General features: G+C 64.3%; 18 protein-coding genes. 7 read left to right on the top strand and 11 right to left on the bottom strand.

Annotation, left to right across the window (positions count from 1 at the left end; all coding sequences use genetic code 11):
* Positions 1–4 precede the first annotated feature (4 nt).
* From gcvPA to gcvT, 3 genes are all read right to left on the bottom strand, one after another.
* A complete protein-coding gene (gene gcvPA / locus J8F10_RS33925; RefSeq protein WP_210661422.1) occupies positions 5–1,351 on the bottom strand; it encodes an aminomethyl-transferring glycine dehydrogenase subunit GcvPA in 1,347 nt (448 codons plus the stop codon).
* 52 nt (positions 1,352–1,403) lie between these two features.
* Positions 1,404–1,817, bottom strand: coding sequence for a glycine cleavage system protein GcvH (gcvH, locus tag J8F10_RS33930; protein WP_210661425.1), 414 nt, complete (start codon positions 1,815–1,817; stop codon positions 1,404–1,406).
* Positions 1,818–1,892: 75 nt separating this feature from the next.
* Positions 1,893–2,975 (bottom strand): glycine cleavage system aminomethyltransferase GcvT, encoded by a 1,083-nt coding sequence (gcvT, locus tag J8F10_RS33935; protein WP_210661427.1) that lies wholly within the window; start codon positions 2,973–2,975, stop codon positions 1,893–1,895.
* Between the two features lie 170 nt (positions 2,976–3,145).
* Between gcvT and J8F10_RS33940 the strand changes: the two genes are divergently transcribed.
* On the top strand, positions 3,146–3,910 hold the full coding sequence (locus J8F10_RS33940; protein ID WP_210661429.1) for a TIGR02996 domain-containing protein: 765 nt from the start codon (positions 3,146–3,148) through the stop codon (positions 3,908–3,910).
* On the opposite strand, the gene J8F10_RS33945 is transcribed toward J8F10_RS33940, so the two are convergent.
* Positions 3,846–4,313, bottom strand: a complete 468-nt coding sequence (locus J8F10_RS33945) for a M67 family metallopeptidase (RefSeq protein WP_210661431.1) — start codon at positions 4,311–4,313, stop codon at positions 3,846–3,848. The two genes, J8F10_RS33940 and J8F10_RS33945, sit on opposite strands and share 65 nt — an antisense overlap.
* A gap of 50 nt (positions 4,314–4,363) precedes the next feature.
* Here J8F10_RS33945 and argG point away from each other — a divergent pair, with 50 nt between their 5' ends.
* Together argG and J8F10_RS33955 are read left to right on the top strand one after the other, a co-directional pair.
* On the top strand, positions 4,364–5,623 hold the full coding sequence (gene argG / locus J8F10_RS33950) for an argininosuccinate synthase (RefSeq protein ID WP_210661433.1): 1,260 nt from the start codon (positions 4,364–4,366) through the stop codon (positions 5,621–5,623).
* Positions 5,624–5,738: 115 nt separating this feature from the next.
* Positions 5,739–7,841 carry a DPP IV N-terminal domain-containing protein gene (locus tag J8F10_RS33955; RefSeq protein ID WP_210661434.1) on the top strand — a complete coding sequence of 701 codons (2,103 nt, stop codon included), beginning with the start codon at positions 5,739–5,741 and terminating at the stop codon, positions 7,839–7,841.
* 323 nt (positions 7,842–8,164) lie between these two features.
* Here J8F10_RS33955 and J8F10_RS33960 read toward each other — a convergent pair whose 3' ends face one another.
* Positions 8,165–9,163, bottom strand: coding sequence for an IS701 family transposase (locus J8F10_RS33960; RefSeq protein ID WP_210651976.1), 999 nt, complete (start codon positions 9,161–9,163; stop codon positions 8,165–8,167).
* A 109-nt stretch (positions 9,164–9,272) separates the two neighbouring features.
* On the opposite strand from J8F10_RS33960, the gene J8F10_RS33965 reads away from it, so the two are divergent.
* Positions 9,273–9,851, top strand: coding sequence for a hypothetical protein (locus J8F10_RS33965; RefSeq protein ID WP_210661436.1), 579 nt, complete (start codon positions 9,273–9,275; stop codon positions 9,849–9,851).
* A gap of 45 nt (positions 9,852–9,896) precedes the next feature.
* Here J8F10_RS33965 and J8F10_RS33970 read toward each other — a convergent pair whose 3' ends face one another.
* Positions 9,897–11,267, bottom strand: a complete 1,371-nt coding sequence (locus J8F10_RS33970; protein ID WP_210661438.1) for a hypothetical protein — start codon at positions 11,265–11,267, stop codon at positions 9,897–9,899.
* A gap of 134 nt (positions 11,268–11,401) precedes the next feature.
* Positions 11,402–12,643 (bottom strand): hypothetical protein, encoded by a 1,242-nt coding sequence (locus tag J8F10_RS33975; protein WP_210661440.1) that lies wholly within the window; start codon positions 12,641–12,643, stop codon positions 11,402–11,404.
* A 209-nt stretch (positions 12,644–12,852) separates the two neighbouring features.
* On the opposite strand from J8F10_RS33975, the gene J8F10_RS33980 reads away from it, so the two are divergent.
* From J8F10_RS33980 to J8F10_RS33990, 3 genes are all read left to right on the top strand, one after another.
* Positions 12,853–13,353, top strand: coding sequence for an MmcQ/YjbR family DNA-binding protein (locus J8F10_RS33980; RefSeq protein WP_210661442.1), 501 nt, complete (start codon positions 12,853–12,855; stop codon positions 13,351–13,353).
* Between the two features lie 196 nt (positions 13,354–13,549).
* Positions 13,550–14,731 carry an acyl-CoA dehydrogenase family protein gene (locus J8F10_RS33985; protein WP_210661444.1) on the top strand — a complete coding sequence of 394 codons (1,182 nt, stop codon included), beginning with the start codon at positions 13,550–13,552 and terminating at the stop codon, positions 14,729–14,731.
* Positions 14,732–15,070: 339 nt separating this feature from the next.
* Entirely contained in the window at positions 15,071–15,403 is a 333-nt protein-coding gene (locus J8F10_RS33990) for a hypothetical protein (protein ID WP_210661446.1), read from the top strand.
* Between the two features lie 132 nt (positions 15,404–15,535).
* Here J8F10_RS33990 and J8F10_RS33995 read toward each other — a convergent pair whose 3' ends face one another.
* From J8F10_RS33995 to J8F10_RS34010, 4 genes are all read right to left on the bottom strand, one after another.
* Positions 15,536–16,237, bottom strand: coding sequence for an alpha/beta hydrolase (locus tag J8F10_RS33995; RefSeq protein ID WP_210661448.1), 702 nt, complete (start codon positions 16,235–16,237; stop codon positions 15,536–15,538).
* Between the two features lie 431 nt (positions 16,238–16,668).
* Positions 16,669–17,352 carry an adenylyl-sulfate kinase gene (cysC, locus tag J8F10_RS34000; protein ID WP_210661451.1) on the bottom strand — a complete coding sequence of 228 codons (684 nt, stop codon included), beginning with the start codon at positions 17,350–17,352 and terminating at the stop codon, positions 16,669–16,671.
* Positions 17,353–17,485: 133 nt separating this feature from the next.
* On the bottom strand, positions 17,486–18,490 hold the full coding sequence (locus J8F10_RS34005) for a hypothetical protein (RefSeq protein ID WP_210661453.1): 1,005 nt from the start codon (positions 18,488–18,490) through the stop codon (positions 17,486–17,488).
* Between the two features lie 110 nt (positions 18,491–18,600).
* The gene (locus J8F10_RS34010) at positions 18,601–19,593 is read right to left on the bottom strand and encodes a prenyltransferase/squalene oxidase repeat-containing protein (protein WP_210661454.1); all 993 of its coding nucleotides are present in this window, start codon (positions 19,591–19,593) and stop codon (positions 18,601–18,603) included.
* Positions 19,594–19,644: the final 51 nt, after the last annotated feature.

A 19,644-nucleotide genomic window follows, 5' to 3' on the forward strand; every position in this document is an offset into this window, starting at 1 on the left:
CTCCTCACACGTTTGCCTTCAGTGCCTCCACCAAGCCATCGATTTCGGCCTTCGTGCGCTTCTCGGTCACCGCGACCGTGATGCAGTTCGCCAGTGCCGGGTACCACTGGGCCAGCGGCAGCCCCGCGTGGTAACCCGCTGTGCGGAGCTTCGCGAGAAGGCCCTTCGCGTCGCCCGGAACCTGGAGTGCGAACTCTTTCACGAACGGCGTCTTGAACCGCAGCGACACCCCGGGAACCTTCGTCAGTTGTTCCGCGGCGTAGTGCGCCTTGCGGATGCAGAGTTCCGCGGTCTCCTTCAACCCCTGCGGACCGACGGCCGTGAGGTACACCGCAGCGCGGAGGGCGAGGAGTCCCTGGTTCGTGCAGATGTTGCTCGTCGCGTTCGCGCGGGCGATGTGCTGTTCGCGCGGCTGGAGCGTGAGCACCCACGAGCGCTTGCCGTTGCGGTCGGTGGTTTGCCCCACGAGCCGGCCCGGGATCTTGCGCAAGAAGCGCGAATCTTCGTGACACGCGAGGATGCCCAGGTACGGGCCGCCGTACTGGAGCGGCACGCCCAGCCCTTGACCCTCGGCCACCGCGATGTCAGCCCCGTAGTCACCGGGGCGCTTCAGCACGCCGACGGAAACCGGGTCGAAGCTCGCGATGAACAGCGCGCCCACCTTGTGGGCCGCGTCGCCGATGGCCTGCATCTCTTCGAGGTGGCCGAAGAAGTTCGGCGACTGCGCGATCACGCACGCGGTCGCGTCGCTCACCGCGCTCTTCACGTCGTCGGGGTTCAGGAACCCGTCCGGGGTGGGCAGCGTGCGCACGCGGCAGTTCAGGTTCGCGGCGTAGGTTTCGAGCGTCGCCCGGTACTCCGGGTGAACGCTCTCGGCGATCAGCACCTCCGGCCGCTTCGTGATGCCGAGCGCCATGAGGGCCGCTTCGGTCACGCTCGAACCGCCTTCGTAGAGGCTCGCGTTGGCGACCCCCAGCCCGGTCAGTTCGCACATCAGCGTTTGGTATTCAAAGACCGCTTGCAGCGTGCCCTGCGAGGCTTCGGCCTGGTAGGGCGTGTACGCGGTGTAGAACTCGCTGCGCCCCGCGACGGTGTCGACCACGCTCGGGATGAAGTGGTCGTAGGCGCCGCCGCCGAGGAAGCACACCGCGTCGCTCGCGGACTGGTTTTTGCCGAGCAATCGGGAGAGGTGCGATTGCAGTTCCATTTCCGACATCGCGGGCGGGATCGCGAGGTCGCGCTTGAGCCGCAGCTCGGTCGGAATGTTTGCGAACAGGTCTTCGACGGACGAAACCCCGATCTTGGCGAGCATCGCCTTCTGATCTTCCGGGGTGTTCAGGACGTAAGACACCGAACCCTCCTTACGAGTCGGGCAACACCAGGTGCGAACCTCCGAAAGTGCGTTAGTGCCCTTCGGACGCGAGCTGTTGGTCGTACTGCTCGGCGGTGAGCAGGTGGTCGAGCGTGGCGCCGGGGGCGAGTTTGATCTTCACCATCCAGCCGGCACCGAAAGCGTCGTCGTTCACGGGCTTCGGGTCGCCCTTGCGCTTCGTCGCGCCGTCGTCCACGAGCGGCTCGTTCCGCTCGACGACGGTACCGGCGACGGGCGCGTACAGGTCCGAGGTAGACTTGTACGATTCGATGATGCCGAACTTGTCGCCGGCCTTCAGTGCCGCGCCGACCGCGGGCAGTTCCAGGTAGGTCGGCTCGGTGAGCTGCTCGATGGCGAACGCGGTCACGCCGATCGTGACGACGTCGCCGTCTTGCTTGGCCCACTCGTGCGTGGGGGCGTACCGCAGATTCGACGGATTGGACATGGCTTCGCTTCCTCTTGGCGAGCGGGAGCGTGTGCCCCCTGATGAACCGGTAACGGGCGGTGGCGATAACGCAGATTACTTCTTTCGCTTGTAGAACGGCAGCGGCACAACGGTGGCGGGGATCTTGGTCCCGCGCAAATCCACATCGAGAGCGGAACCGACAGACGCGAATTGCGGGTCCACATACGCCATTGCCAGCGATTTATCGAGCCCGGGGCAGAGGCTCCCGCTCGTCACCGTGCCGACCGGCGTACCGTCCGCGTCGGTGAGCACGCACCCTTCGCGTGCGGCGCGCTTGCCCTCGATCTCGAGCCCCACGCGGACCGGCTTTTGGGTGTCCGCGGCCGCCTGCTGAATGGCGTCGCGGCCGATGAAGTCGCCCTTGTCGAGCTTCACGGCCCACGCGAGCCCGGCGTGAATCGGGTCGATCGTTTCGTTCAGTTCGTGGCCGTAGAGCGGCATCGCGGCTTCGAGCCGGAGCGTGTCGCGTGCGCCCAGCCCGCAGGGGACCGCGCCCTTCGCGACGAACTCTTCCCACAACGTGACGCCGAGCGCGTTCGGCACGATCACCTCGAAGCCGTCCTCGCCGGTGTACCCGGTCCGGCTCACCACACACGGCTTGTCCTTGTACCGCGTCGGCATCGCGTAGTAGTACTTGAGCGTCGTCACGTCGTCGGCGAACATCCCCTGAACCAGTTCCACCGACTTCGGCCCCTGCACCGCGATCATTGTGGTGCTGAGCGTCTGGTCCTGGATCTCCACCTCGAAGCCGGCTCGGTGCTGCTCCAGCCACGCCAGGATTTTCTCGCGGTTGCTCGCGTTGATGACGGCCGCGAACCCGTAGGGCCAGCGGTACACGAGGACGTCGTCCAGGATGCCGCCGTCGTCCTTACAGACCAGACCGTAGCGCACCTGCCCGTCTTTCATCGTGGTGACGGAATTGGTGAACACCTTCTCCAAAAACGCGAGGGCGCCCGACCCGCCGAAGTTGACGCGGGCCATGTGCGAAATGTCGAACAGGCCGGCTCCCGACCGCACCGCTTTATGCTCCGGCGCGATGCCGGCGTACTGAACCGGCATCTCCCACCCACCGAACGGCACCATGCGGGCCTTGTGATCGGCGTGCCATTGGTACAGTGGGGTGCGGAGGTTCGACATGGAAGTTGACCCCGACAAACGGACGCGGGGCGGCTCCGACGTGGAACCACCCCTACCGAGATTATCGTAGCCCGCTGTGAACTGAATTCCAGACCGCGCGAGGAGCAATCACAATCCTCGAACCCACGAGTTTGTTAATGTGTCTCGTGAGGATTGAGGAGGGACACGCGATGCCACCGCCGGGCTACGAGCCGTTCCTGAAGGCGATCTGCGAGAACCCGGATGACGATACCGTGCGATTAGTGTACGCGGATTGGCTCGATGAGAACGGCGACCCTGAACGCGCGGAATTCATCCGCCTTCAGATCGCATTACACGGCAAGCCAAAGAAATCCGACCCGCAACAGATTCGTGAAGAGGAATTGATTGAGGCAAATGGCAGGGCGTGGTTGAGTGAGTTGCCCGAGTTGCCTCATCTCCGCTGGCCTGGCGACTTTAGTCGTGGCTTCGTTAAAACAGTTTGTGTGGGCGCTGGCAAATGGTTCATAGATCATCGAATTAAATTATTCGCATCTGCACCGGTTCGGCACCTCAGTGTGAGTGAAGCTGGGGAAGGAACGCTTGCGAAAGTTCTCGCGGTTCGGGAAATTGGATGCCTGACGGGGTTGTCATTATGCAGGTGCCGGGTTCCCAGAGACCGGTTCCGTGTTCTGACTCATAGCCCTCGCTTGGCAAACTTGCGCGAACTTGCAATCAGTGATCGCTCATGCGTTGGTCGGTACGTGGATTTAACGGATGAAGAGGCACAAGAGTTCGTTGAAACGCCTTTTTTGCCCGCTCTGGAGGCGATCTACTTTGGTGACTGGATAAGCCCGCGTGCGGAGCACATACTCCGCACGCGCTTCAAGATCGTTTCCAGTCGCACGCGATTCACCAGGACTGCAAGTCGGTTTTGGTACGATCCCACTCCGCCTCTCGGTAACCTGCTTCCGTGAGCCACCAGCCGCGTACCTCGGGTGTCGTACCGGCGAACCCCACGATCAGGTGAACGACGCTCTCGCCGTAGGTGTTGTGCTCGATGTCGCGGCGGCTCGGGATCGGCGCGGACGTCGGGTGCGAGTGGTAGATCGCGAGCAGTTCCAGGTCGCGTTCGCGAATGTGGCGGAACGCGAAGAACATCCCCCGAGCGTTCGTCAGGTAGTCCGTCGGGCTGCGCAACTCGTTTTCGATCGCGAATCGCGTGGTCACGATACCGACGCCATCCCGGATGTGGCCCGCGAGTAGCCCGCAGCACTCGAGGGGAGCGTCTTCGCGGGTGTGCGCGAACACCTCTTCGAGCAGCAAATCCGGGACGGCGAGGGTGGTGAACGGCGGCATGGTGGTGAGGTGAGTGTGCAACGCGGGTCGTGTTTCGTAATCCTATTCATCGCAAACCATTGAGGATCATCATGACCACCGTAGCCGACCTGAAGGGCCAAACGGTCGCGTTCGCCGCGAGCGGCGGGCTCGACTCCTGCACCGTCACCAAGTGGCTCACCGAAAACGGCGTGAAAGTCGTTTGCTTCACTGCCGATATCGCGCAGCCGGACGAGTCCAACTTTGACGAAATCGAAACGCGGATGCGCGCGTGCGGCGCCGCGGATTACGTCGCGATTCCGCTGCACGACATGATCGCGGAGAGCGGGATCGAAGTGATCCAGTTCCAGGCCCGCTACGAGGGAGCGTACTGGAACACGACCGGGATCGGCCGGCACGTGATCGTGGCCGGGATGATTCCCGAAATGAAGAAGCGCGGCGCCACCGTACTGAGCCACGGCGCCACCGGCCGCGGGAACGATCAGGTGCGGTTCCAGTTGTGTACGAACATGCTGGCGCCGGAAGTGACGGTGTACGCGCCGTGGCGCGACCGCGAGTTCCTCAAGAAGTTCCCCGGCCGGTCGGAAATGATCGATTATTGCAACTCCTATAAGTTGCCGATCAAGGCGAGCAAGAACGCTCCCTATTCCACCGATGCGAACCTGCTCGGGCTGACGCACGAGGCCGGGAAACTCGAGCACCTGACCACCGAACCGTGGTTCGTGACGCCGGGGATGGGTGTGTTGCCGAAGGACGCGCCGGACGCCCCGGAGAGCGTCAGCGTGCGGTTCGAGAAGGGCCGCCCGGTCGCGATCAACGGAAAGGCGACGACCGCGTTCCAGGCGATCCAGACCGCGAACGCGCTCGGCGGGAAGCACGCGGTCGGGATCGCGACGCACCTCGTCGAGAACCGCTTCGTCGGGATCAAGAGCCGCGGCGTGTACGAGGCGCCGGGGATGGAACTGCTCGGCTCGGCCTACGCCTTCCTGCTGCAACTCGTGCTCGACCGTCGCGGGCGCGAACTGTTCGACCAGCTCTCGCTGTTCGTCTCGAAGCAGATCTACCAGGGCTACGGCTTCGATCTCGCGACACACATGGCGCGCGGGGCGATCGCACCGATCACGAACCTCGTGACCGGCACGATCAAGTTGAAACTCTACAAGGGGCGCGCCGAGTTCGAGGCGGCCGAGGACGTGCCGCACCAGATGTACTCTGAAGCGAACGCGAGCATGGAAGCGATCGGCTCGTTCGACCACGCGGACAGCGAAGGGTTCCTCCGCGTGTTGCAGGTCAGCGCCCGCGCGCTGGCCGCGAACGGTCAGGTGACCGCCCCCGTGTGGGCGAAGTGCTGATGTGACCGGTCGGTGCCGGTCGGCGGGGCGCGCGTGGGGGCGCGCCCCGCACGTCGTTGGTTCGAGTGCGTAGGGATTTCGGCCGGCTGCCACCGGCTACCCGCCTGGAGCTTCTATGAACCGCGCCCTTTCGTTTCTCGCACTGGTCGTTCTCGCGCCGCTCGCTGCCGCACAGGGCACGAAAGACGACTACGAGCGGGCGAACAGCGTTTCCAAGTGGACCGCCGGAAAAGTGGTCGGTGGGAAGGTTAATCAACCGAACTGGATACCCGACGGCGAGAAGTTCTGGTACCAGAACAATCTGTCCGGTGGGAAGAAAGAGTTCGTGCTCGTCGATGTAGTGAAGGGAACGCGCGAGATCGTTGCCGAAGACAAGTTGCCGAAGGACGCGAAGCCGGTGGTCCCGCCGAAGAAGCGGTTCTCGGATGAGTCCGCAGAGGATGATGAGACGTTCGTTCTCGCGGCGCAACCCCGGCGCGGGAGCGAATCACCGGACGGGAAGTGGGGCGCATTCATCAAGGAAAACAACGTCTGGCTGCGCGACACTAAGTCAAAGGAAGAGGTGCAACTCAGCAAGGACGGCAAGGCCGATGACTCTTACGGCCGCACGTACTGGGCGCCGGACTCGAAGAAGCTCGTCGCGCTCAAGACGAAGGCCGGCGGGGACCGCAAGGTGACGCTCGTCGAGTCGTCGCCGCGCGACCGCCTCCAGCCGGTCACGTCCACCTACGACTACCTCAAACCGGGCGACCCGATCCCGCTGCCGAAGCCGCACCTGTTCGACGTCGAGAACAAGAAGGAAGTGACCGTTTCGGACGAGCTGTTCCCGAACCCGTGGGCGGTGGGCAACGAGCACTGGAGCAAGGACTCGAAGCACTTCTACTTCACGTACAACCAGCGCGGCCACACGGTCATGCGGTTGCTCGACATCGACACCGAAACCGGCAAGGTGACCAGCGTCGTCAACGAAGAGTGCAAAACGTTCTTCGACTACGCCAACAAGCTCTACGTGAACTACCTCGACGACACCAATGAAGTGGTCTGGATGAGCGAGCGCGACGGTTGGAACCACCTGTACCTCGTCGACCTCGCCACCGGTAAAGCGAAGAACATCACGAAGGGCGAGTGGGTGGTGCGCGGTGTCGACCGCGTGGACGCGAAGACCCGCGAAGTCTGGTTCCGGGCGCTGGGCATCCACGAGGGCCAAGACCCGTACCACGTTCACTACGCCCGCATCAAACTCGACGGCACGGACCTCACCAAACTCACCGACGGCGACGGCACGCACACCATCGAATACGCCCCGGACCGCAAACACTTCATCGACACGTACTCGCGCGTCGATTTGCCTTCGGTCGTCGAACTGCGGAGCGCGGCCGACGGCAAGAAGGTACTGGACCTGGAGAAAGCCGACGCGACCGCGCTGCTCAAGACCGGGTGGAGCTACCCCGAGCGCTTCGTGGCGAAGGCGCGGGACGGGAAGACCGACATTCACGGCTACATCGTCCGGCCCTCGAACTTCGACCCGAAGAAGACGTACCGCGTCATCGAGTACATCTACGCGGGGCCGCACGACCACCACGTCCGCAAGGGCTTCACGCCCGCGCCCTACGAACAGCGGATGGCCGAACTCGGGTTCATCGTCGTGAAGATTGATGGCATGGGCACCAACTGGCGCTCGAAGGCGTTCCACGACGTGTGCTGGAAGAACCTGGGTGACAGCGGGTTCCCGGACCGCATCCTGTGGATCAAGGCCGCGGCCGAGAAGTACAAGGAAATGGACATCGCGAAGGGCGTCGGGATCTTCGGCGGCTCCGCGGGCGGTCAGAGCAGTACCCGGGCGGTGCTCGCGTTCGGCGACTTCTACACCGCCGCGGTGAGCGACTGCGGGTGCCACGACAACCGGATGGACAAGATCTGGTGGAACGAGCTGTGGATGTCCTGGCCGGTCGGCCCGCACTACGCCGAGCAGTCGAACGTGACCCAGGCGCACAAGCTGAAGGGCAAACTGATGCTCGTCGTCGGCGAGCTCGACCGCAACGTCGACCCGGCGAGCACGATGCAGGTGGCGAACGCGCTGATCCGGGCGGACAAGGATTTCGAGCTGCTGGTGGTGCCGGGCGGCGGGCACGGGATCGCGGAAGCGCCCTACGGCAACCGGCGTCGGATGGACTTCTTCGTGCGGAACATGCTCGGCGTCGAACCTCGGAGTAAGTAAGCGAAGGGGCCGCACGATGGTTGGGGTATTGACGAGCGGCCGGTGTAAGCCAGCCGGTGAGATCGAGATCGAGCGAAGAGTTTTGACAGGATTAACGGGATCGACAGGATTCAAAAAGCAATTTGGATCACGATCTCATCGAGCTGATCTAAGTCAACGGTTGCTCCTACACCAGCCGGCTGACACCGGCCGTTCGCCTGCCCCCAGCGCTCGCCTCAAATCACCGGCCGGCTGACACCGGCCGTTCGCCTCTGTCCTCATTGATCGCTACTGTTCCCAGAGCTGTAGCACGGTCTGTTCTGAATTCTGTTAATCCTTAGGTGTTACGCAGTCCGCATGTTTGGGAAGCAAATATGAGGTCGCGTGAGGTAGCTGCGGACCGCGTCTCGAATGATGGCGGTCTTGGCTTCCACCCAACTGACGCCACGGGCGAAGCAGTGGGCCTCGAACCGGAGGAACGCGCGCAGGGCCAACCCGATGTGGTTCCGCTGCGCGCGGGCCGTTCGGCACTGGCACCGCTCGATCCCGGTGCATTGTTTGATCCCTCGGTGGTAGTTCTCGATGGCCCAGGAGAAGTCCGCGAGCTGCAACCGCGCCAAGTCCGTCATCGCCAAATCGTTGGTGGCCCAGTACGCGGTGCCACCGTTTGGGATGGCGATCCCGAATACCTTCACCAACCCGAACCCCGGCAGCCACACCTCCGTGCCCGTGGCTGCAATGGCCGTGTCCGCCAGGGCTCGCGTGCCCCGACGGTCGAGGTTTACCAGCCGGTTCGACTTGAGCCGGGTGAGCCACGTCCACCCGCAGTCGCGTATCAATTTGAGGTTGTCCAAACTACTGTACCAGCCGTCGAATACGACGCACCGGGGCTTGAACCGGCGCGCGTAGGCGGTCCGGATCATGTCCCCGAAGTGGTCGTTCTTGGTGCGCCCGTCGCCCGTGTCGTACACCCGGTAATCGCACGGGATATGGCGATCCCCGTCGGTCCACAGCAAGGACACCAAGTTGATCCCCTGGACGACCGCGTGGTGCTTGCCGGACCAGTGCCGGGTCACCAGTTCGATGGCCTTGGCGTAAGGCTTGTCGAGGGTCGAGTCATCTATGACAAGGACACCGCCGGCGCGCCGGACTTGGGTTGCGGCTTCGGCCCAAAGGGTGCTCGGGTCCGGCTCCAATCGGGTCAGCAGGCGAGTGAAGGCGTCGTGGGCCGGCGGGTCCGGGACCGCCGGCTGCACCCGCGCGGCTTCCGCCCCCGAGCACGCCTTCGGGGTCGCGATCAGGAACTCGATGTAGTCGCGCGGGAACACCTTGGGTACGCTCATGGGCCGATCGTAGTACCACACCGGCACCCGCGCAAGCCCCAAAAACGCCGCACTGCGTAACACCTAAATCCTGTCAAAATTCTTCTTGCTCTTATACCGGCCGTTCGCCATGTTTTGGGACCTCTTCACATCGCGTTCGATCGTGTGCGTCGAGCCTGTGAGCGTCGTGCGCGCGGAGCCGCGCCCGCTCGCGATCATGCCCGGATCGTTTAACCCGCTGCACCACGGGCACACCGGGCTGGCCGCGGTCGCGTCCGCGCGCCTCGGCGTGGAGGTGCATTTCGAGTTGTCGATCAGTAATGCGGACAAGCCCGAGTTGCCGCGTGAGGAAGTGGAGCGCCGGGTGTCGCAGTTCGCGGGCGTCGCGCCGGTGTGGGTCACGCGCGCGGCGGCGTTCGAGAAGAAGGCCGATCTCTTTCCCGGGGCCGCGTTCGTGTTGGGCTGGGACACCGCGATTCGCGTAATCGATCCGAAGTATTACGGTGGGGAACCCGGGCGCGATGCCGCGCTACGCAAGTTGCTGGTGCGCGGGTGCCGGCTCGTGATCGGCGGCCGGGTAGATGCCGCGGGCACGTTCCGCGTGTGGGACGAAGGAGGATTGCTCGCGGAGTTCGCGGACCTGTTCGTACCGCTGACCGAGGCTGATTTCCGGGTCGATGTGTCGAGTACCGAACTGCGCCGGAAATGAGAACGGCCGCCCGTTTTGGGGCGGCCGTCGCGTTCGTTCTTCAAATCACTTACCAAGTTTGACGGGCAGGATGAGATCTTTCGCGGGGCGCTTCAGGTTTTCTTTCAACTGGTACCAGCCGAATTTGACGAACGCGGCCGACCGCTTTTCCTCGGACGTGAAGGCGTACTGGCCGAACCCGGCCGGCGTCGGGGTGAAGTTCTGGTGCGGCTGGGTCTCGAACCCGTAGTCCTTCATGTTCTGGCCCGCCTGGGTGATTAAGAACGCGAAGGCCACGTCGCGCAGCGTGACCGTGTGCGTGTCCGCGACGCCGCCGTTGAGGTTCCGCTGGAACCAGACCTGCGTGACCATCGCGTCGCTGCCCACGGCGGTTAATTTGTCGGGGTTCTCGCCCTTCTTGAACGCGCCCGGGTAGTCCCCCACCCGCACCTCGTTCTTCATGATCGCCTTGAGGAACGCGCCCTCTTCTTTGGGGCGCTGTTGGATCAAGTAAATGAGCGCCTGGCCCTTGGCGTACCCGGGCACGGTGTCGATCAGCACGATGCGCCGGAGCAGTGGCATCGATTCCGGGAACTGCTTCAGGTTGCCGTTGCTGAGCAAGTAGACGAGCTGGGCCAGGTCCGCGGGGTCGTCGCGGCTGCCGAGCCACCGACCCACAATGGTCTTGTACACTTCGGCGTGCGGCCCGGTGCCATTGAGCGCGGTCATCGAGGCGCTGCTCTGCTGGAGCAGTGTGACCCCGCTCACCTGGTTCCACTGGATCGTGGTGCGCGGGATGAACTCGTAGGGGATCACGGACTCGGCGAACAGCACCGCGGCGAGGTCCGCCAGGCTCGGTTGCTTCGGCGGAGTGGGGCGGCTGCCGCCGACGAACTGGCGCTGGATCATGTCGCTGAACAAGGTGTTGCGGCGGTCGGAAACCGCGCGCCCGCCCTCGGCGTTGCCCCGGTCCATCGCGGCGAACATGTCCAGGTTGTACGGCGATTTGAGGATCTCGACGAAAAGTTCGCGGGCCTTCGGGCTAGTGCCCAGGCCCTTGCGGTACGTCTTCAAGCCGGGCAGGTCGTGGTCGAACTTCCCGTCCTTGTCTTCGAGGAACGTGTCAATCCGGGCCTTCAAGTCGTCGGACTCGGCCTTCGGTAGCAGCCGGGTCGCACGGGCGCGAATTTCCGGGTCCGCCTCGGTGGTCACGCCTTCGACGAGGGCTTGTTTGGCGAACCGGCCCATCTTGGCGAGTTCGCCCTGCGCGTCTTCGCGGTCGCGGTAGTTCTCGCTCCCCATCCGGCGGACGAGTTCGCGTGCTTTGGACACTTCTTGCGGTGGGATCTCGAGGGTCTTCGGGTCCGGGGAGGCGCCGAGCGCCGGGACCGACGCGAACACCCCGCACACCAACAGCATCACTCGGAGCCGACTCATGTGTTGCCCTCAACGCACTTTCTGGCCGCCCGCGCGTTCCAAGTCACTGTTAAGAATGACGCATCAGGGGTGCTGCGCCAACCACAATTCGGCGCGCGCGCTATCCCTTATTAGTTCAGACGCGGACCCCCGGCTCACGGATTCTTCTCGCGCCACGTCTTCCACTTCTCGGCCGCGTCTTTCCGCTTGTCTTCGGGGATGCTGAACCGGGTGTAACTGATCGACGTCGTCGCGCTCCCCTTGAGGCGGTCCTCGATGCCGTAGTCCTCGACCTTCTGCCCCGTGATGAGCACCGCGGCGGCCAGCGCCATGTCGCCCACCGTGATCGTCGTGCGGACCAAATTTCCGCCGACGTTGGTGGTGATTGTTGTGACGACCGCCGCGTCGCCGATGAACTTCTCGATCGCCGGGAGGTGCTCTTTGGACTGCAACCGGACGAGGGCGGCGAACGCCTGCCCGCGGTAAACCGCCGGGGCGCCCGCGGCGCCGAGCAGGCGCACGGCCATCCGCCCCACGGCGTCGTTGTTCTGAGTGTTGGTCGCGAGGTTGAGTGCCGAATACATCTCGTAGGGATCGGTGCGCGAGTCGAACCAGGCGATCAGCACCGTCCTCAGTGCGTTCGAGCGGTCGTCGGTGCCCCGGGCGGCTTGTGCGATGCCCGAGGAGGTCAGCACGCTCGTGAAGAGGCTGTTCCGGGCACCTTTAAACGGAACTTGCGAGTCCGCGAACATGACGACCGCGACTTCCATCACGCTCGGGTTCCGCGGGGCGACGCCCCCGACGCGGGGGTACTTCGCGTAGTACAGGTCCTGCTTCATGGCCGCGATTTCCGTGCCGAGATCGCTCGCGCCGGACCCGAGGGCCGTGAGCAACTTGCGCCCGCCGGGGGCATTGAGGAACTCGACGAACAGTTCGCGCGCGGCCCGGTCGGTGGTGGTCCCGGGCCGGGTGGCCCAGGTCCAACCGAACATCGACCACTCGCCCCGCGCGACCGCGCGCAACTTGTTCCAGCCGGGGAGGTCGTGCTCGTACTTGCCGTCCGTGTCGGCCAGGAACGTATCGAGCCGGGCCTTCATTTCGAGGACGTTGGCCCGCGGGAGCAGCGAACGGGACCGGGAGCGGATTTCGGGGTCCGGGTCGCTGCTCGCGCCGTCCTGCAGCGCGGTGCGGGCCGTGCGGCCCATTGCGACCAGGGTGCGCTCCGCGTCCTCGCGATCGAAGAAGGTTTCGCTCCCGAGCTTCTGGACGAGTTCGCGGGCTTTCGACAGTTCTTCTTGGGGCACCGTCAGCGACTTCGGATCGGGCGACGGCGGGACCGCCGTCGCGGGGCCGACGAGAGCGAGTACAGCGGCAAGGGTAGGAACGGCACGCAGCATGAACGTCCCTCGGCAGCTTAATTGGAGAGGCGAAACTAAAAAGGCGGCGGGATCGGCCGGAGGGGGACGCGCGGTGAGGGCGCGATGAGAGCCCCGGCAGACTCGAAATTATATCGGACGAACAGCCGCCTGTCGATTAGTCGCCGATTTTCTGAGATCGTATCGGCCGACGCGCCCCGTTTTGATACTCCGTGACTTCGGAGGTTCCAATGCCCGATGCCGATCCGCTCGCGCTCGTCGAAACCGCGCTCCGCGACCTGGCGGTGGCCTACCCTGGGGCCACGGAAGACTTTCCGTGGGGGCACCGGGCGATCAAGGTGAAGGCGAAAATCTTCCTGATCCTGGCCCTGAATGAAGGCAAGTTGTCGGTCACGATGAAACTGCCCGATTCGGGCCGGTACGCGCTGACGCAGCGGTACGCGCGGCCGACCGGCTACGGATTGGGCAAGAGCGGCTGGGTGACATGTACGTTCCACCCCACGGACGAACCGCCGATGGACCTGCTCGAAGAGTGGGTCGATGAGAGCTACCGCACGATCGCGCCGAAGAAGCTCGTTCTCGCGCTGAACGCCCGGCTCGGGGGCGCGGAGCCGCCGCTAGCGCCGCCCGCGTCGCCCCCACCACCGCCACCGGTTGCGAAGAAATCAGCGCCTGCCGCCAAGAAGCCGAAGGCCGCTCGCAAACCCGCGAAGCCGCGGAAGAAGACGTGAACCGCTTGCGATTCTGCTTTCCGGCCCCGTGGGGCATTGGATAATAGTCCAAAGCAACCCTGGGTTCTGGAGCCGGCGAGGTCGAATGGGCCGAATCGTATTTGTGTGATCGCGCCACACACACCCGATCCCAGGTTTCGGTCAGGGGCATTATCCGCCGCCCCGTTGGGGCGAAGAAACACCCGAGGAGCCGGTCATGGCGTTCGATCCCGTCAAGTTGGCCGAAGACACCGAAGCGTTCTGCCAGGAAGTGCGCCCGGCCGAGGAACTGGCTTACGCGGAGCGGAAGTTCAACGATCAGGTGGTGCCGCTCGCGAAGAAGTACAACCTGCTCGGCATGAACGTCCACCCCGAGTACGGCGGGCGTGGTGCTGACGCGGTGAACTACTTCAAGGCCCTCGCACGCATCGGGCGCGAGGGGACCACCGTCCGCACGTTCTTCTCGGGGCACCTCAGCATCGGGGCGTACCCGATCCAGACGTGGGGCAGCGAGCAACTCAAGCAGAAGTACCTCCCCGCGGCGTCGCGCGGAGACAAGGTGCTCGCGTTCGGGCTCACCGAACCGGACGCGGGGAGCAACCCCCGCGAAATGACCACCACCTTCGTCAAGAAGGGCGACGGCTACGTTCTCAACGGCGTGAAGTACCTCATCTCGAACGGCGGGATCGCGCACGCGGTCATCGCGTTCGGGTACCCGGAGGGGAAGGTCGGGACGGGGCGCATTTCGGCGTTCGTCGTAGACACGAGCGCGAAGGGTTTCGAGGCCGAGAGCTTTGCCGCGAACGCGAAAATGGGGATGCCCACGTCCAACACCGCGATGTTCGAGATGCACGACGTCGTCGTGCCGGCCGAAAACCTGTTGGGTGCCGAAGGGGACGGGTTCCGGGTCGCGATGGGCACACTCGTGAGCGGTCGGCTCAGCGTGGCTGCGGGCTGTTTGGGCGTGATCGAGGACTGTCTCGCGGAAGTGATCGAGTACTCGAAGATGCGGAAGCAGCACGGCAAGGAGATCGCGCGCCACCAACTCGTGCAGGACCACATCGCGCACATTGAAATGGACCGCGTCGCGAGCGAGTCGATGGTGCTCCGCGCGGCCGCGATGAAGGACCAGTCCGCGGCGGCCCCGGGGGACAAGGATTTGCTGCGTCAGGCGGACTTGCTCGCGGCCCAGGCAAAGTTCTTTGCAACGAACGCCGCGTGGGACGCGGCCGACCGCGCGGTCCAGGTGTTCGGCGGGCGCGGGTGGAGCACGCTCTACCGCCCCGGTCGGCACCTCACGGACGTTCGCGTGTGCCGCATTTATGAGGGCACCGACGAAATCCTGAAGCTGAAGATCGCAGCCGCGGTACTGGGCAAAGAGTGGGAAGCGTTTAAGTAGCAGAGGGCTCGGGCGAGCGGAATGTGTGGCCCATGCTTTCATGAAGTGTGGTCCGCTCGCTCCGCTCGCTCCGCGAGCGGTTAACGGGTAGCCGGAACCCGTCGCCCGTGGAGATCGCTTTTAGTGTGGTCCGCTCGCTCCGCGAGCGGAGTCGGGCGGACGTGGTGCCCCAATTAGGGCAACTGCGGGTTCCAGTTCGGTGAATGCTCCCTCGGTAACTCCCGGGTACATGACCCACCGGAATCAGAGGTGTGACGATGACCGAGTCACAGCACCTGGAATTGGTCGATACGGCCGGGACCGCCATCTCTGCCGTGGTGGTCGTCTCGGAGCGGGAGGATGAGTTCGACGTGCGAATCCAGTGGTTGGGGCGGGAGGTGTCTGCGTCCGGGGGGCGACGCCTTCGCGGCCCTGTGCGCGGCTCGGGAACAGCTGTCGGCTTTCGGGCTGACGCCGAAATGCTACGGGGCGTGCCGCAACTTGGTGGTATCGGGGATGGCGTCCGAGATGGGTGGCGGGTTGGCCGGGTATCTGGTCCGGCTCGGCCAGCAGGCTCACATGTCGGACCTGGTCGAAATCTTCGACACCGGGCCAGATATGGACCTGGTGTCCGTGCCCGAGCAGCAGGAATTCAGGCTGGCGTGGTTTCGCTCGATCGGGTTGCCCGGCTAGGGAGTGCTCCCGGAACGGGACTGGACTCAGTAACCGCTCGCGGAGCGAGCGGACCACACTTCATGCAAGACCACGGAACCGCGGTTCCGCTTCTTTGTGGTTGCGGCTCGTTAATGCGCCGAACGAAAGTGATTAGTGACTGTGAGCCAGTGACTTGCCGGTGATTTGTTCCATGATCCAGCGGTTCGCGTCGCCGAGCATTTCGGGCGGGGCGCGGTGCGACGTCGCGTAGCGGTTCACGCGAACAGTCGAGCCGGAGCGCGTGAGTTGCGCGGCCGCGCGCCGGGCCTCGGCGACCGGCACCACCGGGTTCGCGGTGCCGTGCCCGATCAGCACGCGGAGCGTGTTCGCGGCCAAGCGGCCCTTCGGCAGCCGGCCGTTCAGTGCGACGACGCCGGCCACACGGGTGCCCATCGACAGGCCCAGGCGGTACGCGGCGGTGGCCCCCTCGCCGGTGCCGACGAGGAACACGCGGTCGGCGTGAACGCTGAACTGGTTCATCACGTAAGCGAGCGCGGCCCTCGTTCCCGGGTCCGCTTTCCCCTCGGTCCAGCCGAACGCCGGTCGGCCGTCCGCGCGGCAACCGAGCTTGACCGGCCCGCGGAGACACAACACGATGTAGTTGCGCCGACTCAGTTGGGGTACGAGCCGGACCGAGTGCTCTTCGCACTCGCCCTCGGCGTGGAACAGCACCACGAGCGGGTACGCGTACTTCGGCTGGTAGTCGGTCGGTAAATACACGCGAACCGGGCGATCCGTCGCCGGCGCCAAAACGGCCGAGCGGAACCCTTCGGTCGGGTGCTCGACGGTGCGGTGAGGTTTGGTAGCCGGCATGGTCAATCCAATGATCCGGTTAGGTGATCCCGGCGGGCTTGGGACCGCCCGGGAGCCGAACACACCGCGGGTCCGAATTCGTTGGACCCGCGAGTCGATTCGCGACAACTCTACGTTGGGTGCGGAGCACATTCAAGCGACCCTCGCAGCCGAGTTGAATCAAAATGGCGAGTTTCTCAGGTTCGCCGCGCGGTTGCTCCGGCTGCGCTATATGCAGTGGAATAGGGAATCTGGGTCGGGTCAACAGGCGGGTCAATGTAAGAAAGAAAATCCGCCCCAAACGATCCCGCGCAGCGCGGCGCATTCGCGCCACTCGCGCAGTACGGCGCATTCGCGCAGCGCGTCATAAACGTGCGCGTCCCGGGATCAACGAGTGCCCGGACCCGGGTTCGGATCACTTCCGTTTCTCGCATTCTTGAACCCCGTTGCCCTCAAACTTTTCCCAGCAGCCCCTTCTCTTCCAAATACTTCAGCACGAGCGCGACGCCCTGTTCCACTGTTTGCGCGGTCGCGTCGAAGGTGAGTTCCGGCTCCACCGGCGGTTCGTAGGGGTCATCGATGCCCGTGAACCCCGCGCTCTTCCCGGTCCCGACCGTGGCACGGGCCTGCTTGTACAGCCCCTTCGGGTCGCGCTGTTCGCAGGTCTCGATCGGGGTGTTCACGTACACCTCGATGAACGGGATGGCCCCGGTCTTGTTCTGCTCGTGGGCCTTGCGTGCCGCGTCGCGGTCCTTGCGGTACGGGCTGATGAAGCTCGTGAGCGCGAACAGCCCCGCGTCCGCGAACAGCTTCGCGACTTCCCCGATGCGGCGGACGTTTTCCTCGCGATCGGCGGCAGAGAATCCCAAGCCGAACCGCTGCGCCTGCTCCTCACCGTACCCGCGGGTGTCGGCCAGAATTTTCGGCCCGGCGTTCAACCCGAGCCGAACGTTGTCCCCGTCCAGGGCGTAGGCCGCGTGCCCGCGCTGGATGAGCACCTGTTCGAGCGCCATCGCCAGCGTGGACTTGCCCGAACCCGATAGCCCCGTGAACCATAGAGTCGCTCCGGTTTGTTTCAGGAGCTTCGATCGTTCCTCACGCGCGACCGTACCGGTGTGAAAGAAAATGTTGGACATCGTGTTCCGGTCTCAGCGCTCAGTTTTCAGCTTTCAGTTGTGAGCATTCGTAGCCCACCATTCGTTACAAGTTACGGAGTCGGAAAGGCGGAGTCAGCGCGAGTGCCGTGAACCGAAACCGCGAAAGAATTCGTCACGGCCCCGCGACCCGGAATTCGGCGGGCTGACTCTTCACCGTTCGGCGCCCCGTCGCGTCGCTGATCTGCACGGTGATGGTGTACACGCCCGGCGCGGTCGGGGCCGCGAACCCGTAGAGCACGTAGAAGTCGGACAGCGGCGACCGGGTGACGAGATCCTTGTCGAACCGCACCAGCGGCACGCGGTGGCCGCCCGAGTCGAACTGCGAGACGATGTTCTCGTTCGCGTCCCGGATCTCGACCGCGGCGCGGGCGTGCGCGCGGAACCCGTCGCCGGTGATTTGGTAGCTCAGATTCCGCAACTCGAGATACAAGTTGACCCGTTCGTTGGGCCTGTACGTTTCGGCTGGCGGGCGCACCACGAACCGGCCGAACCCGTCCACCTTACTGCACAACGCGAACTTTTCGATTTTGAGCGCGGCCCGTGGTTCGAGGCGGGCAACCGCCCCCCGCAGTTGGTCCGCGAGGGCCGCTGTTGTGGCCTGATCGTTCATCAGATCCGCACTCGCACCGCGCATGAGGATCGGCAGCACCGCGAGCACGAAGTCCTGATTGTTTTTGTCCATCTTGCGAATGATTTCGATCGCCTGATCGGGCCGGTTCTCGGTATAAGCTCGCACGGCGGCCAGTAACGGCGCTTCAGGCGGTGCGGTCAGTGGTGGGAACGCGGCCTGGATCGCCCCGGGGTCGCCGCTGGTGGGCAACACGCTGCCCGGCGGGTTCGCGGGCGGCGCCGGGGGGGGCTTCATGGTCGTAGCGTTAGCGCTCGGCCCGTGGGACTTGGATACGACCGAGCCCGGAACTTTCGGCAGAATCGCGAAGTCTTTTCGCGGGGCCGCGGTCCCGTTCGATTCGACTTCACTTGTGGTTTTCGCGGTGGTTCTAGTGGCCGGTTCGGGTGCGGAATTGGGTGTACTCGGCGTGCTCGTGACGTGTAAGCACGCCGGGAGAGAGATCGCGTACAACGCGACGAGCATAAAAAACGGCCGACGACCGGGCATCCGTGACCCTCGAACCAGCCCGCGCGGGTAACGCGGGTCGGTTCTCATAACGTTGCCGCCCCTCGGCGCCAAGAGATCTCGCGCCGGTCGCGCAACCAGAAGGCGCGTCGCTACTTGACGGGCCGGCCGATCAGGTATAGCCCGCACGCGGTGCTGATGACCGGGTAGCTCTTGTCGATGCCCAGCTCGCTCGGCTTCCACGACCCGTCCGGTTGTTGCTCTTTCAGCAATTTCTCGGTTCCCTCGCGGTACCAAGCCTTCGTCAATTTGCCCGACTTGAACTCGGTCGCGCCGAGCGCCCGACCGAGTTCGGCGGTGGTCATCCACGAACAGGCCGCGCTCTTTCCGTCGCCGAACTTGCCCAACTTGTCACCGAGCAGAGCGGCCATGCCCTTCTCGAACGCCGCGTCCGGTTCCTTCGCCTGTTTGTCGTATTTCACGGCGACCGCCAAACTCAATAGCGCCGCCACTGTCATGCTGTGGCTCGGGCCGTCACCGCCGGCGTTGTGGTACACCCAACCGCCGTCCCTGTGCTGTGTGTCCGCGTAGAGGTCGCGGATCTTGCGCCAGATGCCCGCATCGACTTTCGCGCCGGCTTGCGCCGCGGCGTGCATGCCCATCACTGCGAAGTGCGTGTTGGAGTTGTCCGCGATCTCGTTACCCGGGTAGCTCCAACCGACCAATTTGCCCTGCCGTATGATCGCCTTCTCGAGCAACCAGTCGGCGCCCGCCTGGATCTCCTTCGCGTACTTCTTCGCGTCCGCCCGCGCGAGGACTTGGGTCCGCAGGCTCACGACATAAGTCTTGTTCGGCTTGAGCGCGAGCAGGTAATCGATTGCTTTTACAACGGCCGGGTCTTTCGTGGAGGCACCCGCTTCGAGCAGGCCGAGTACCGCGAGTGAGGTGGTTCCGCCGTCCATATCAACGAGCGACTTGATAACCACCCCGTCCCAACTGCCGTCGGGTTGCTGCGAGTCCTTCAGAAACTTGATCGCTTTTGCGCGGGCCGGGGCGACCTTGGTCTCGAACTCTGCGTCCGCTTTCTTGTCGAGCGGAACCGGGGCCGCAATTGCCATTGCCAGAGACGTCACGAGCGCCGTCATGCCGGTTCCTCCTCTAATTTTAATTTAAGACATGGCCCATTGTTTCCCGTT

It is taken from the genome of Gemmata palustris, assembly GCF_017939745.1.
In the GTDB taxonomy this organism is placed as follows: Bacteria; Planctomycetota; Planctomycetia; order Gemmatales; family Gemmataceae; genus Gemmata; species Gemmata palustris.